12 protein-coding genes and 1 riboswitch are annotated in these 13,360 nt (G+C 51.6%); of the genes, 7 read left to right on the top strand and 5 right to left on the bottom strand.

The window, feature by feature from the left end; translation table 11 throughout:
• Positions 1–56 precede the first annotated feature (56 nt).
• From OGY67_RS11115 to glgS, 4 genes are all read left to right on the top strand, one after another.
• Complete coding sequence (locus OGY67_RS11115) at positions 57–1,358, top strand: CYTH domain-containing protein (RefSeq protein ID WP_048236782.1); 1,302 nt, start codon at positions 57–59, stop codon at positions 1,356–1,358.
• A 126-nt stretch (positions 1,359–1,484) separates the two neighbouring features.
• Entirely contained in the window at positions 1,485–4,325 is a 2,841-nt protein-coding gene (gene glnE, locus OGY67_RS11110; RefSeq protein ID WP_286573958.1) for a bifunctional [glutamate--ammonia ligase]-adenylyl-L-tyrosine phosphorylase/[glutamate--ammonia-ligase] adenylyltransferase, read from the top strand.
• Between the two features lie 59 nt (positions 4,326–4,384).
• The gene (gene hldE / locus OGY67_RS11105; RefSeq protein WP_048215525.1) at positions 4,385–5,818 is read left to right on the top strand and encodes a bifunctional D-glycero-beta-D-manno-heptose-7-phosphate kinase/D-glycero-beta-D-manno-heptose 1-phosphate adenylyltransferase HldE; all 1,434 of its coding nucleotides are present in this window, start codon (positions 4,385–4,387) and stop codon (positions 5,816–5,818) included.
• 301 nt (positions 5,819–6,119) lie between these two features.
• Positions 6,120–6,326 (top strand): cell surface composition regulator GlgS, encoded by a 207-nt coding sequence (glgS, locus tag OGY67_RS11100; RefSeq protein ID WP_008785836.1) that lies wholly within the window; start codon positions 6,120–6,122, stop codon positions 6,324–6,326.
• A gap of 33 nt (positions 6,327–6,359) precedes the next feature.
• Here glgS and ubiK read toward each other — a convergent pair whose 3' ends face one another.
• A complete protein-coding gene (ubiK, locus tag OGY67_RS11095) occupies positions 6,360–6,656 on the bottom strand; it encodes a ubiquinone biosynthesis accessory factor UbiK (protein WP_020996337.1) in 297 nt (98 codons plus the stop codon).
• 132 nt (positions 6,657–6,788) lie between these two features.
• Positions 6,789–6,938, top strand: a riboswitch (FMN riboswitch).
• Positions 6,939–7,044: 106 nt separating this feature from the next.
• On the opposite strand from ubiK, the gene ribB reads away from it, so the two are divergent.
• Positions 7,045–7,698, top strand: a complete 654-nt coding sequence (gene ribB, locus OGY67_RS11090; RefSeq protein ID WP_003828424.1) for a 3,4-dihydroxy-2-butanone-4-phosphate synthase — start codon at positions 7,045–7,047, stop codon at positions 7,696–7,698.
• 84 nt (positions 7,699–7,782) lie between these two features.
• Here the strand turns inward: ribB and dsbI are convergent, their stop codons facing one another.
• The 3 genes from dsbI to assT are packed head-to-tail and all read right to left on the bottom strand — an operon-like array spanning position 7,783 to position 10,963.
• Positions 7,783–8,460, bottom strand: coding sequence for a protein-disulfide oxidoreductase DsbI (gene dsbI / locus OGY67_RS11085; protein WP_048236780.1), 678 nt, complete (start codon positions 8,458–8,460; stop codon positions 7,783–7,785).
• A 14-nt stretch (positions 8,461–8,474) separates the two neighbouring features.
• Positions 8,475–9,143 carry a thiol:disulfide interchange protein DsbA/DsbL gene (locus OGY67_RS11080; protein ID WP_234692385.1) on the bottom strand — a complete coding sequence of 223 codons (669 nt, stop codon included), beginning with the start codon at positions 9,141–9,143 and terminating at the stop codon, positions 8,475–8,477.
• Positions 9,144–9,166: 23 nt separating this feature from the next.
• The gene (gene assT / locus OGY67_RS11075) at positions 9,167–10,963 is read right to left on the bottom strand and encodes an arylsulfate sulfotransferase AssT (RefSeq protein WP_008785832.1); all 1,797 of its coding nucleotides are present in this window, start codon (positions 10,961–10,963) and stop codon (positions 9,167–9,169) included.
• Between the two features lie 397 nt (positions 10,964–11,360).
• Between assT and OGY67_RS11070 the strand changes: the two genes are divergently transcribed.
• Complete coding sequence (locus OGY67_RS11070; protein WP_071446370.1) at positions 11,361–11,537, top strand: hypothetical protein; 177 nt, start codon at positions 11,361–11,363, stop codon at positions 11,535–11,537.
• A gap of 65 nt (positions 11,538–11,602) precedes the next feature.
• Here the strand turns inward: OGY67_RS11070 and zupT are convergent, their stop codons facing one another.
• Positions 11,603–12,376 carry a zinc transporter ZupT gene (gene zupT, locus OGY67_RS11065; RefSeq protein WP_048236777.1) on the bottom strand — a complete coding sequence of 258 codons (774 nt, stop codon included), beginning with the start codon at positions 12,374–12,376 and terminating at the stop codon, positions 11,603–11,605.
• A gap of 147 nt (positions 12,377–12,523) precedes the next feature.
• On the opposite strand from zupT, the gene ygiD reads away from it, so the two are divergent.
• On the top strand, positions 12,524–13,312 hold the full coding sequence (ygiD, locus tag OGY67_RS11060; protein ID WP_032945034.1) for a 4,5-DOPA-extradiol-dioxygenase: 789 nt from the start codon (positions 12,524–12,526) through the stop codon (positions 13,310–13,312).
• Positions 13,313–13,360: the final 48 nt, after the last annotated feature.

The following is a 13,360-nucleotide window of genomic DNA, read 5'->3' as shown; positions in this document are numbered from 1 at the left end:
GAACTTAGTTCGCAGTCAGTTTTCTCAACTGTGACATAACCCATAAGTACAAGACCATGGCCCAGGAAATCGAATTAAAATTTATCGTCAATAATGACGCTGTAGATGCGCTACGTGAACGTCTGAATACGCTGGGGGGAGAACATCATGCGCCCAGCCAGTTGCTGAATATCTACTACGAAACACCGGATGCGTGGTTGCGTGGTCACGATATGGGGCTGCGTATTCGCGGTGAAAATGGTCATTACGAAATGACCATGAAAATTGCCGGACGCGTGACGGGCGGACTGCACCAACGGCCGGAATATAACGTTGCGCTAAACGCGCCTGAGCTGGACCTCACCTTGTTCCCAACGGAAGTCTGGCCTGATGGCGAGCTGCCTGCTGAACTTGCTTCTCAAGTGCAGCCGTTGTTCAGCACCGATTTTTACCGTGAGAAATGGTTGGTTGATGTTGATGGCAGCCGGATTGAAATGGCCCTCGATCTGGGGGAGGTGAAAGCGGGCGAGTTTGCAGAACCTATCTGTGAGCTTGAACTTGAACTGCTAAGCGGCGATACCCGTGCGGTACTGAAGCTGGCAAACCAGCTGGTTTCGCAAACCGGTTTACGCCAGGGTAGCTTGAGCAAAGCAGCGCGCGGTTATCACCTTGCTCAGGGGAATGCGCCGCGCGAACTCAAACCGACACGCATTTTGAAAGTTCCGGCGAAAGCGAGTATTGAGCAGGGGCTGGAAGCGGCGCTGGAGCTGGCATTATCACAGTGGCAGTACCATGAAGAGCTGTGGGTGCGCGGCGTTAAAGGGGCGAAAGCCGAGGTGCTGGCGGCTATGGGCCTGGTGCGTCACATTCTGATGCTGTTTGGCGGTAATGTGCCGCGAAAAGCGAGCGCTCACTTACGTGATTTGTTGACCCAGTCGGAAGCGATCATTTCGTCGGACGTTTCTGCTGTTTCGGCGGTTTACAGCACGCAAACGGCAATGGCCAAGCTGGCGCTGACCGAATGGCTGGTGACCAAAGGATGGCAGCCGTTCCTTGATGCGAAGGCGCAGGGAAAAATTGCCGACTCCTTTAAGCGTTTCTCGGATACCCATCTTTCACGCCATGCCGCTGAGCTGAAAACCGCTTTTGCGCAGCCGCTGGGCGATCAGTACGCCGATCAGCTTCCTCGTTTGACGCGCAACATTGATAGCATGCTGATGCTGGCGGGATACTACGACGAAAATGTCGCATCAGAATGGATCGCCAACTGGCAGGGTTTGCGCCACGCCATTGCGGCCAATCAATATATTGAAATTGAACACTTCCGTAACGAGGCAATTGCACTGGAACCGTTCTGGCTGCACAGCGGAAAACGATAATCAGGACCGAGGCCGGGATGCCTGATGGCGCTGCGCTTATCAGGCCTACGCGATGTGTGTAACTGTCATGTAGGCCGGATAAGGCTAAACGCCGCCATCCGGCACCATTCAAAGGATAACCCGTAAATGAAGCAGCTCTCTTCACCGTTACAGCAGTACTGGCCGACCGTTGTTGAGCGGCTGCCAGCAGCAATATCTGAGTCCTCGCTTAGCGTTCAGGCGAAGTCAGTACTTACATTCAGCGATTTTGTCCGTGACAGCATTATTGCCCATCCCGAATGGCTGGCTGAGCTGGAAAGCGCTCCCCCCCTGGCGGATGAATGGCAACACTATGCCGACTGGTTACAGCAAACATTGGCTGACGTTAGTGATGAAAACACGCTGATGCGTGAGTTACGCCTGTTTCGCCGTCGCATTATGGTGCGTATCGCCTGGGCACAGACGCTGTCGCTGGTGACCGAAGAGAGTATTTTGCAGCAGCTAAGCCATCTGGCTGAAACGTTGATCGTCGCCGCGCGCGACTGGTTATACGCTGCCTGCTGTCGCGAATGGGGTACGCCCTGTAATCCTGAAGGTGTGGCGCAGCCGCTGCTGATTTTAGGCATGGGGAAACTGGGCGGCGGCGAGCTGAATTTTTCCTCCGATATCGACCTGATTTTTGCCTGGCCAGAGCACGGCAGCACACAGGGCGGGCGCCGCGAGCTGGATAACGCCCAGTTCTTTACCCGTATGGGCCAGCGACTCATCAAGGTATTAGATCAGCCCACAATGGATGGGTTTGTCTATCGGGTGGATATGCGTTTACGCCCGTTTGGCGACAGCGGTCCGTTGGTACTGAGCTTCTCTGCGCTGGAGGATTATTACCAGGAGCAAGGGCGCGACTGGGAACGCTATGCGATGGTCAAAGCCCGCATTATGGGCGATGCCGACGGCACTTACGTCAGCGAGCTTCGTGCCATGCTGCGGCCTTTTGTTTTCCGTCGCTATATTGATTTCAGCGTGATCCAGTCGTTGCGTAACATGAAAGGGATGATTGCTCGTGAAGTGCGCCGCCGTGGCCTGAAAGACAACATCAAGCTGGGGGCGGGCGGTATTCGTGAAATCGAATTTATCGTACAGGTATTCCAGCTGATTCGCGGCGGGCGTGAACCGTCGCTGCAATCCCGCTCGCTGTTACCGACGCTTAGCGCCATCAATGCGCTGCACCTGCTGTCTGATACCGATACGGAACAACTGCGAGCAGCCTATCTCTATTTACGCCGCCTGGAAAACCTGCTGCAAAGCATCAATGATGAACAGACCCAAACGTTGCCAGGCGATGAACTGAATCGCGCGCGGCTGGCGTGGGGGATGAACGTTGATGACTGGCAGCAATTAACTGATGTGCTGGCCAATCATATGGACAACGTACGCCGGGTATTTAACGAGCTGATTGGCGATGACGAAGCTGAAACCCAGGAAGAGTCGCTTTCAGAACAGTGGCGCGAACTGTGGCAGGATGCATTACAGGAAGATGACACCACGCCGGTGCTGACGCATCTGGCGGATGACGATCGCCGGCGCGTGCTGTCTCTGATTGCTGATTTCCGCAAAGAGCTGGATAAACGCACCATTGGTCCACGCGGACGCCAGGTGCTGGATCATTTAATGCCGCATCTGCTGAGCGATGTCTGTACGCGTGACGATGCCTCAGTCCCGCTATCGCGCATTACCCCTCTGCTGGTGGGGATTGTTACCCGTACGACCTATCTGGAACTGCTGAGCGAATTCCCCGGGGCGCTGAAGCATCTGATTTCGCTCTGTGCGGCCTCGCCGATGGTCGCCAGCCAGCTGGCGCGGTATCCGCTGTTGCTCGATGAACTGCTGGATCCGAACACCCTGTATCAACCCACCGCGACGGACGCCTACCGTGATGAGCTGCGCCAGTATTTGCTGCGCGTGCCGGAAGATGACGAAGAGCAGCAACTTGAGGCTCTACGCCAGTTTAAGCAAACGCAGCTACTGCGTATTGCTGCGGCTGATATCGCCGGTACGCTGCCGGTGATGAAGGTGAGCGACCATTTAACCTGGCTGGCGGAAGCTATTATTGATGCGGTAGTCCAGCAGGCGTGGACGCAGATGGTCGCGCGCTACGGTCAACCCACTCATCTTGGCGAACGCGAGGGGCGTGGCTTTGCCGTCGTCGGCTATGGCAAACTGGGCGGTTGGGAGTTGGGTTACAGCTCGGATCTCGATTTGATCTTCCTGCATGACTGTCCGATGGACGTGATGACGGACGGTGAGCGTGAGATTGACGGGCGACAGTTCTATCTGCGTCTGGCGCAGCGCATTATGCACCTCTTCAGTACCCGTACTTCGTCCGGTATTTTGTACGAAGTGGATGCGCGTTTGCGTCCGTCAGGGGCGGCGGGAATGCTGGTGACATCAGCTGATGCTTTCGCCGATTATCAGCGTAACGAAGCCTGGACATGGGAGCATCAGGCGCTGGTGCGTGCTCGCATAGTGTACGGCGACCCGCAGTTGACCTCTCAGTTTGATGCGATTCGTCGCGATATCATGGCCCTTGTCCGCGATGGGAAAACCTTGCAGACCGAGGTGCGCGAAATGCGTGAGAAAATGCGTGCCCATTTGGGCAATAAGCATCGCGATCGTTTTGATATCAAAGCGGATGAAGGCGGCATCACAGACATTGAGTTTATTACGCAGTATCTGGTGCTGCGCTATGCGCATGAAAAACCGAAGCTGACGCGCTGGTCGGATAACGTGCGCATTCTGGAATTACTGGCGCAAAACGACATTATGGACGAGCAGGAAGCGCTGGCGCTTACCCGTGCTTATACGACGTTGCGTGATGAACTTCATCATCTTGCGTTGCAGGAACTTCCGGGCCATGTGGCGCTGGAGCACTTTGACGCTGAACGTACGCTGGTGCGTGACAGCTGGCAGAAGTGGCTGGTTGCCGAGTGAAGTGTGCTATTATCGCGCGCAAATTTTAAGACCCTCAGAGAATCTCTCAGGAGACAGGAATGAAAGTAACGCTGCCAGAGTTTGAACGTGCAGGAGTCATGGTTGTCGGTGATGTGATGCTGGATCGCTACTGGTACGGTCCTACCAGCCGTATTTCACCTGAAGCGCCGGTTCCGGTGGTGAAGGTCGATACCATCGAAGAACGTCCCGGTGGCGCAGCAAACGTGGCGATGAACATTGCCTCTCTGGGAGCGAATTCGCGTCTGGTGGGCCTGACCGGTATTGACGACGCGGCGCGTGCGCTGAGCAAAACGCTGGCGGATGTGAACGTAAAATGCGATTTCGTTTCCGTGCCGACCCATCCGACGATCACCAAACTGCGCGTGCTTTCCCGCAACCAGCAGCTGATTCGCCTGGATTTTGAAGAAGGTTTTGAAGGCGTGGACCCGCAGCCGCTGCACGAGCGTATTAACCAGGCGCTGGGTTCTATCGGCGCTCTGGTGCTCTCCGACTACGCCAAAGGCGCGTTGGCAAGCGTGCAGCAGATGATTGCTCTGGCGCGTAAGGCTGGGGTGCCGGTGCTTATCGATCCGAAAGGAACCGATTTTGAACGCTACCGCGGCGCAACGCTGCTGACGCCGAATCTGTCTGAGTTTGAAGCGGTGGCCGGTAAGTGCAAAAGCGAAGATGAACTGGTTGAACGCGGCATGAAAGTGATTGCTGATTTCGACCTTTCCGCACTGCTGATCACGCGATCCGAGCAGGGGATGACGTTGCTGCAACCGGGCAAATCTCCACTGCATATGCCGACGCAGGCGCAGGAAGTGTATGACGTGACCGGTGCAGGCGATACGGTTATCGGCGTGCTGGCGGCGACGCTGGCGGCGGGTAACTCACTGGAAGAGGCGTGCTATTTTGCTAACGCCGCAGCCGGTGTTGTCGTTGGTAAGCTGGGGACCTCTACCGTTTCTCCGATTGAACTGGAAAACGCCGTGCGCGGTCGGGCTGATACTGGCTTTGGCGTGATGAGCGAATCTGAGCTGAAACAGGCCGTTGCCAGCGCCCGCAAGCGCGGCGAGAAAGTGGTAATGACCAACGGTGTGTTCGACATCCTGCATGCGGGCCATGTTTCCTATCTGGCGAATGCGCGCAAGCTGGGCGATCGCCTGATCGTGGCGGTCAACAGCGATGCTTCGACCAAACGTCTGAAAGGTGAAACGCGTCCGGTCAACCCGCTGGAACAGCGTATGATCGTGCTGGGCGCGCTGGAATCCGTCGACTGGGTGGTCTCTTTTGAAGAAGATACGCCGCAGCGTCTGATTGCTGGCATTCTGCCGGATCTGCTGGTCAAAGGCGGCGACTATAAGCCGGAACAGATTGCGGGTAGTGAAGAGGTGTGGGCGAACGGCGGTGAAGTGCTGGTGCTGAACTTCGAAGATGGCTGCTCCACGACAAATATCATCAAGAAGATCCAGAAAGACAGCGATAAATAACACCTGAAAAGTTTGCCGGATGGCGGTGTGAACACCTTATCCGGCCTACGTGACGTAACGTTTGTAGGCCGGATAAGACGCTTTCGCGTCGCCATCCGGCTTTTTTTCGCTTTATTCTTCAGCCGCAGCGCCTCTTTCCCTGATATACCCGCCATATTTCATGCCCTCTTAGATTTCATAGGAAACTGTGAACCCGCGCAGTAGTTTTGCGCACAATATGTACAGAATAACTTCGTATCCAGGGAAATACTGAAATTAGAAAAAGCATATGGCCTTAGCAGATATTCAATAACTGGAGGGTATGCTCATGAACAGCAATATGTATTCACTGAACAATTTCGATTTCCTGGCCCGTAGTTTTGCCAGGATGCAGGCTGAGGGCCATCCCATTGATATCCAGGCGATAACCGGGAATATGGATGAAGAACATCGTAGCTGGTTTTGCAAACGCTATGCGCTGTACTGCCAGCAGGCGACGGAAGCCAGGAAGCTAGAACTGGAACACTAACAGAAAAACGGGCCTTGCGGCCCGTTGTCGTTTTTACTCTTGCGGATCAACTGACGGGATCGCGGGGGCAGGCTTAACGTCTGCCGTTTTATCACGTGATTCAAGCTCAGTCAGACGTTGCTCAAGCAGCGCCAGCTTTTCACGCGTGCGCAATAAAACCTGAGTCTGTACATCGAATTCTTCGCGGCTTACCAGATCCAGACGGGTCAGCTGTGACTGCAGCGTTTGACGAATTTTCTTCTCGACGTCTTCGCCAAACTCGCGGATCCCTTTCGGCATCGACTCGTGAACCTGACGAGCAATCTGCTCAATTTTTTTCGGGTCAATCATTGTGGTTTCCCTGAACTGGTACGTGTTGCTGCCTATTGTAGTGCGAACTGGCACAGGCATAAACCAGAATTGTGTGAAGCTAAGACGAGTAAAGGCGTTGATGAAGGTAATCAATAGCGTTATAGTTAACCCGCTTATTCTCAGGGCGGGGCGAAATTCCCCACCGGCGGTAAATCAACTGATGTTGAAAGCCCGCGAGCGCTTTTTGTTACGGCAAAAAGGTCAGCAGATCCGGTGTAATTCCGGGGCCGACGGTTAGAGTCCGGATGGGAGAGAGTAACGATCCAGTCGGGCATGGACCCGCTCACGTTATTTTTTTGCCGCTTAGACGGTACTCCTAAGACTGCCCTGATTCTGGTAACCATAATTTTAGTGAGGTTTTTTTACCATGAATCAGACGCTACTTTCCTCTTTTGGTACGCCTTTCGAACGTGTTGAACATGCGCTGTCTGCGCTGCGTGAAGGACGCGGTGTAATGGTGCTTGACGACGAAGACCGTGAAAACGAAGGCGATATGATTTTCCCGGCAGAAACCATGACCGTAGAACAGATGGCGCTGACCATCCGTCACGGTAGCGGTATTGTTTGCCTGTGCATCACTGAAGACCGACGCAAACAGCTCGATCTGCCAATGATGGTGGAAAATAACACCAGCGCTTACGGTACCGGTTTTACCGTGACTATTGAAGCCGCAGAAGGCGTAACCACCGGCGTTTCCGCAGCAGACCGTGTTACAACGGTGCGTGCGGCAATTAAGGATGGCGCAAAACCTTCCGATCTTAACCGTCCAGGGCACGTTTTCCCGCTGCGTGCTCAGGCAGGCGGCGTGTTGACCCGCGGTGGTCATACTGAAGCAACCATCGACCTGATGACGCTGGCAGGGTTTAAACCAGCCGGTGTGCTGTGCGAACTGACCAATGATGACGGCACCATGGCCCGTGCGCCAGAGTGCATCGAATTTGCCGGTAAGCATAATATGGCTGTAGTAACTATCGAAGACCTGGTGGCTTACCGTCAGGCGCATGAGCGCAAAGCCAGCTAATTGCTGACTACCGCGACAACCGTGGTAGGGATAAAAAAACCGAAGTCAGTTTTCTGACTTCGGTTTTTTGTTATTACAACCTGGCTATTTTTTTCTGGCCAGTTTAAGTGCCCAGGCTCCGCTCATTACCAGCAACAGCACTAAACATAAACCAAAAGCGAGCAGGCAAGCCTGCGCCATATTCATAAAATGCCATGGCGGGAGCAGATACCAGCCTTCGGACTGCTGGTACAGATCGACAAACCACTTTTGCATACTGCTAAGCGCTACGCCATCAGGAACGACAGGTGCGTCATAGCCGCAATCTCCAGTGGGCTTAAACCATTCTGGAGCCCAGTTTGCCAGCGGCAAATTGAAAGGGAATGTCGGATCGGTAGAACATCCCTGTACGCCAAAGAGCGAATCCGGGTCCGGGTTATGTACCGCATAATGAATGCCATTAAGTTTGATGGAGAACTTAATGCCCATAATGCTGCCATAAAATGCCGCAATGCAGCCGACCAGTTTTAGAATGAGGTTTTTAGGGTTTATTGCCGCGATCAGCCCACCGAAAACCATCACAAACATGGCAAAGCGGATATATACACATTGCTCGCAAGGGGCCATGTAGAGATAGATTTGGAAGAACGAGTGCGCCAGAATAATTAACCCGCCCATGGCACAAGCCATTAGCAACCACAAAAAGCGTCGCTCCTGCCATCTCACCAGGGTATTAACCGGTGCGGTACATAAGTCTCGCCACAATCCTTTGATAAAATCCATAGCCGGTTCCCTGTTTATTTTGTCGCCAGCTCTCTGACAAGCTCAGCCATGGAATCAATCGATTTGATGCTTTTGGTGTAGATCAGGTACTTACCATTGACGACGTAAGCCGGAACCCCCTGGATTTTGGCAACATCATAAGCCGCTTTCCATTTTTCCAGTGTCTCCTGGACTACGGGTTCTTTTAAGGCGCTCTCGAAGTCTGCTTGACTCATACCAGCAGCGTCCAGTCCTGTTTTGATGAATGAAGCGGGATCTTTACCGTCAGACCAGCGTTCTTTCTTATCGTGGTAGGCAGTGTAGTAAGCAAACTTAGCTTTTTTGAACTGTGATTTGGCATCAAACAATGAAATTCCTGCGGCCTGATCCTTAGCAATCATTACTGCAAATACTTCACTGGCCTGTTTGCCGTATTCTCCTTTGGTCTCGAGATGAAACGGTGTGAAGGCGACGAGATCGGCAACTTTATCTGACACCGGGCCGGTCACGGCTTTATCATATTTGTAGCAGAATGGGCAGGCGTAGCTGAATACTTTGATCAACGTTTTATCAGCATTGGGAATCGGTTTCTCCAGCACCATATAGTCAGTACCTTCAGTAAAAGCCGATGCTACAAATGGTGAAACCAGCGCTGCCGTTAATATCACGCTTTTAAATAATGAAGTAATCCATTTAGACGACATAATTAATCCTTAATCTAACGAAATTATTTAAACATTTGTTGTGGGCGAACCAGTAATGCGCGGTAGTGCGTTTGGTTTGGTTTATCGGAAAGGACATCAATTTCGACTTTGACTTCTTTTGTTTTGTAGTCAATTTCGTTGATTTTGCCGATGGTTGGCTGTCCAACGTCAAATAAATTAATAGAACCACCAAATCCAAACATCGTGTCGCGGTCTTTTTGATATTCAATTACCGACGTGATAGGACTGTAGAAATCATAACCGCGCTCTTTCCCGTATTCCCAAACTTGCTGAACGGTTCCTTTTTTCTCGTCAATTTTATATTCGACGAACCGGGAGTATTTCATTGTTGGTAGAGCCGGTTGTTCGAGTCCACGGCCATCGCCATTGTCAAAGATGGTTAGCGTTCCTTTGCTGGAGAGCCAGGCGGTGTGTTGGGTGTAGGTAAAATCGAAATCAGTATTCTCGCACTTACCGTTTTCATCACACTTCAGCGCGTTGCCCTTATCATCAACCGGTTTTAACAGTTTGCTTGCCAGCGCCTTATTCCAGCCTTTAGACGGTGCCAGGATCCATTTCACCTGTTTATCGCGACCGATTTTGACGACACCCTGATGGCGGGAAGAAAGAATGATGGAGTCATCTTTAGCGTCATAGGCAATGGAGTTGACGTGAGCCCAGTTACGGCCCGCACCAACGCCGAGGGCGTCACCATAGGGGGTATCTGGCTCCAGTTTCGCCTGTTGGCCTGCGTGAGCGAGATCCACGTTGACGCATACCGCGCCTGCGTCCAGCGCACCCAGTAGCGCGTCACGCATCGGGTCGAGAATTTGTGTCAGATCCCATACGTCAACAACACGTCCAGATTTATCGACTTCAATAATCTGGTCGCGGATGGTATGTACGTGAAGGCCATCTTCTTTGCGATAATCGCGTTTACCCACGCGAAGCAGTACGGTGCCGTTCACTGTTTCGACCGACTCATGCGACGCGTCGAGGAATCCGCGAGGCAGCTTATGGTCGGCCAGAATTTGCCCCAGCATATCGAATTCATACCAGTGCTGGCCCTGGACGGCGGTGAAGGTGCCTCGCGGTGTTTCACGAATACCCATCAGGTAGCCGCGCTTGTTGATATCCATGTCATGGCCGTCATAGAAGGTGTCCTGATCCAGCCACCACCGATATTCACCTTCCGTATCGACGACAAAGGTAAAGGGTGCGATATCAAAGGGGAGTGCGCCGCCAGCTGGACCCGCATCCAGGATGCCGGCATTTTTATCTTTTTCGCCATGCCAGTGGAATTCTGCACCCTGCGGGGTAAAGGTGTGGGTATTCACCAGATAAAGACGATCTTCAAAACCCGGTGCTACTTTAATCACTTTTGTTTGCTGTAAATCAGATATTGAGCGGTTATCCATGTAGTGATTTACGATGGCGGAAGTTTGCACCACATAATCATCTTTCATGGCCTTACCGTTTTCTTTATATTCAACGGTTACCTTATTTGCGAACTTTTGATAAAGGCCAAAAATAGGAATGCCATCGTACGTGGCGAGTGACTCTTTGCCGACGGTATAAGTCACCGGAACGCCTTTTTCACCTTTACCATGGACGGTAACTTTAACATCTGAAATAACGTGGCTATCTAATTCAACCAGCGCAGTAAGCGGGGCATTTCCATAAGGGTCAACCACTATTGCACCCAGTTTTCCTGCAGGTTGGGCCGGTTGAAAACCAGCGGCAAGAGAGTTTCCTGCTGCTAATCCAAATGTCAGTGCCAGAGTCCCTGCCAGAAGTGTTTTTCGGTACTGTGTAAACATGGATATATCTCCTTATATTACCTATAAATATAATCTTGCTGAATATATTATGTTTTTACGGTTTTGATAAAATAAAGCAGCATTGCTAATACTACTTTTGTAATGCATTAATTAATATTGATGAAATGTATTATTCTGCAGAAACTAATTTTAATTATTTTTTTTGATAGTATGAGTGAGATATTTTAAGAACAATATTTATTATTGCGTAGTGTGATCTTGTCGACATTGTTTTAATTGTTTATAACGAGTTTGGCTAATAGCGTAGCCGCTGATTTATATGATCGAAATCATATATTTGTTTCTGAAATATGCCACTATATGAGTATGTCAGAATAAGTTTGTGTAAAATTTTAACGTTAAATGTTTAATGATGTTAAATTTTAAGGGTAAAAGAATGTTTATTGCCTGGTATTGGATTGTATTAATTGCACTCGTTGCGGTGGGGTATTATTGCCATATGAAACGTTATTGTCGGGCATTCCGCCAGGACAGAGATGCCTTACTTGAAGCGCGAAACAAACTCTTTCGCCGCTCTGGTGAAGATAACAGCGCGGTTAAGGAACAGGATTAGTCCTTCATATTCTGCTATGGATGAGCGGATGCTGTAAATTTGCAGGGTGGCATCCGCCCTCTGGATTATCCGATTCCCATCGACTGGAGGATGACGAGGCTTAATCCCATCACCGACATTCCACATAACACCCCATAACTAGGATTATTATTGGGATCGATCTCTTTTGCCAACGGCATCAATTCATCGACGGACAGCGCCACCATAATACCTGCGACAGCCGCCATTATTGCCGCCATCACCACTGGTGATATAAGGCTACCGAGAATTAACCACGCCAGTACGCCGCCCAGTATTTCTGCCATACCTGAAATTCCTGCCCAGAATATCGCCGTACGTTTGGAGCCTGTGGCAGCATAGACGGGACCCGCCACCGCTAATCCTTCAGGAATATTGTGCAATGCAACAGCGAGGGCAATACCAAAGCCCAGCTCAAGGTTGCTACTGGCGGTAACAAACGTCGCAATCCCTTCAGGAAAGTTGTGCAGGCTGATGCCGAGCGTTAATAAAATCGCGGTGCGTTTAATAGAGCCGGGTAGAGGCTGCGTTGTTTTTTGTACCAGATCCTGAGGGTGCGCGTGCGGCAATAGACGATCCAGGCCAAAGTAGCCCAGTAAGCCGACGATAAACATTCCGTAGCCCAGCACTGGCGACATACCTTCAGCGACCAGCGCAGCAGGTAGCATCTCCATAAGGGAGATCAGTAACATAATCCCGGCGGCGAAGCCTAAAGAAAAGGCGAGAACGCGGTTAGACGGTTTTTGCCCTAACACGCCGAGAAATGCGCCGATAAACGTGGCGGCACCTGCCAGTAAAGTCAGAAGTAAAGGTACTGACATCGACAAATAAAACTCCTTATCAATCTGCTATCCGGGTTGGATCGTCAAAATAACTGATGATCTTCATCATCGTTATCTGAGTTCTTCATCAACCGAATAAGCGTATTGTGGTGGTATCAAAATGACTCCCTCAGTAAGGATATCATCATGTCTTCAACTCGTATGCCAGCATTGTTTTTGGGTCACGGTAGCCCGATGAATGTTCTGGAAGATAACGTTTATACCCGTGCCTGGCAGCAACTGGGGGAAACGTTGCCGCGTCCGAAAGCCATTGTGGTGGTTTCGGCGCACTGGTTCACCCGTGGAACGGGTGTGACTGCGATGGAAGCCCCCAAAACGATCCACGATTTTGGCGGTTTTCCGCAAGCATTATATGACACCCATTACCCGGCTCCCGGCTCGCCTGAACTGGCGCAGCATCTGGTTGACTTACTTGCTCCAGTGCCTGTGACCCTGGACAAAGAAGCCTGGGGTTTTGACCACGGTTCCTGGGGCGTGCTGATCAAGATGTATCCGAATGCGGACATTCCGATGGTGCAGTTGAGTATCGACAGCACCAAACCCGCGTCATGGCATTTTGAGATGGGCCGTAAGCTGGCGGCGCTGCGTGATGAAGGCATTATGCTGGTGGCCAGTGGTAACGTGGTGCATAACCTGCGCACTGCGCGTTGGCACGGTGAGAACACGCCTTATCCGTGGGCGACTTCATTCAATGACTATGTTAAGGCAAACCTGACATGGCAGGGACCGGTTGAGCAGCACCCATTGGTGAACTATCTCGATCATGAAGGTGGATCGTTGTCGAACCCGACGCCGGATCACTATCTGCCGCTGCTGTATGTACTTGGGGCTTGGGATGGTAAAGAGTCTGTCACTATCCCGGTAGATGGTATTGAGATGGGAAGTTTAAGTATGTTGTCGGTGCAGGTTGGATGATGAATGCCCAATGGCACTGCGCTTATCGGGCATTAAGTTCGCGTCGTA

Source organism: Citrobacter sp. Cpo015 (genome assembly GCF_030333035.1).
Lineage (GTDB): Bacteria > Pseudomonadota > Gammaproteobacteria > Enterobacterales > Enterobacteriaceae > Citrobacter > Citrobacter portucalensis.
The sequence above is the reverse complement of the archived record's forward strand: the minus strand, read 5'-3'. Positions and strand labels throughout refer to the sequence as shown.

Bases quoted from the DNA above. Each gene is read 5' to 3' on its own strand.
- OGY67_RS11070 (WP_071446370.1), top strand. From the start codon at position 11,361: ATGTTTATTGCCTGGTATTGGATTGTATTAATTGCACTCGTTGCGGTG.
- glgS (WP_008785836.1), top strand. From the start codon at position 6,120: ATGCTCATGAACAGCAATATGTATTCACTGAACAATTTCGATTTCCTG.
- assT (WP_008785832.1), bottom strand. From the start codon at position 10,963: ATGTTTACACAGTACCGAAAAACACTTCTGGCAGGGACTCTGGCACTG.
- zupT (WP_048236777.1), bottom strand. From the start codon at position 12,376: ATGTCAGTACCTTTACTTCTGACTTTACTGGCAGGTGCCGCCACGTTT.
- ygiD (WP_032945034.1), top strand. From the start codon at position 12,524: ATGTCTTCAACTCGTATGCCAGCATTGTTTTTGGGTCACGGTAGCCCG.
- dsbI (WP_048236780.1), bottom strand. From the start codon at position 8,460: ATGGATTTTATCAAAGGATTGTGGCGAGACTTATGTACCGCACCGGTT.
- hldE (WP_048215525.1), top strand. From the start codon at position 4,385: ATGAAAGTAACGCTGCCAGAGTTTGAACGTGCAGGAGTCATGGTTGTC.
- glnE (WP_286573958.1), top strand. From the start codon at position 1,485: ATGAAGCAGCTCTCTTCACCGTTACAGCAGTACTGGCCGACCGTTGTT.
- ribB (WP_003828424.1), top strand. From the start codon at position 7,045: ATGAATCAGACGCTACTTTCCTCTTTTGGTACGCCTTTCGAACGTGTT.
- OGY67_RS11115 (WP_048236782.1), top strand. From the start codon at position 57: ATGGCCCAGGAAATCGAATTAAAATTTATCGTCAATAATGACGCTGTA.
- OGY67_RS11080 (WP_234692385.1), bottom strand. From the start codon at position 9,143: ATGTCGTCTAAATGGATTACTTCATTATTTAAAAGCGTGATATTAACG.
- ubiK (WP_020996337.1), bottom strand. From the start codon at position 6,656: ATGATTGACCCGAAAAAAATTGAGCAGATTGCTCGTCAGGTTCACGAG.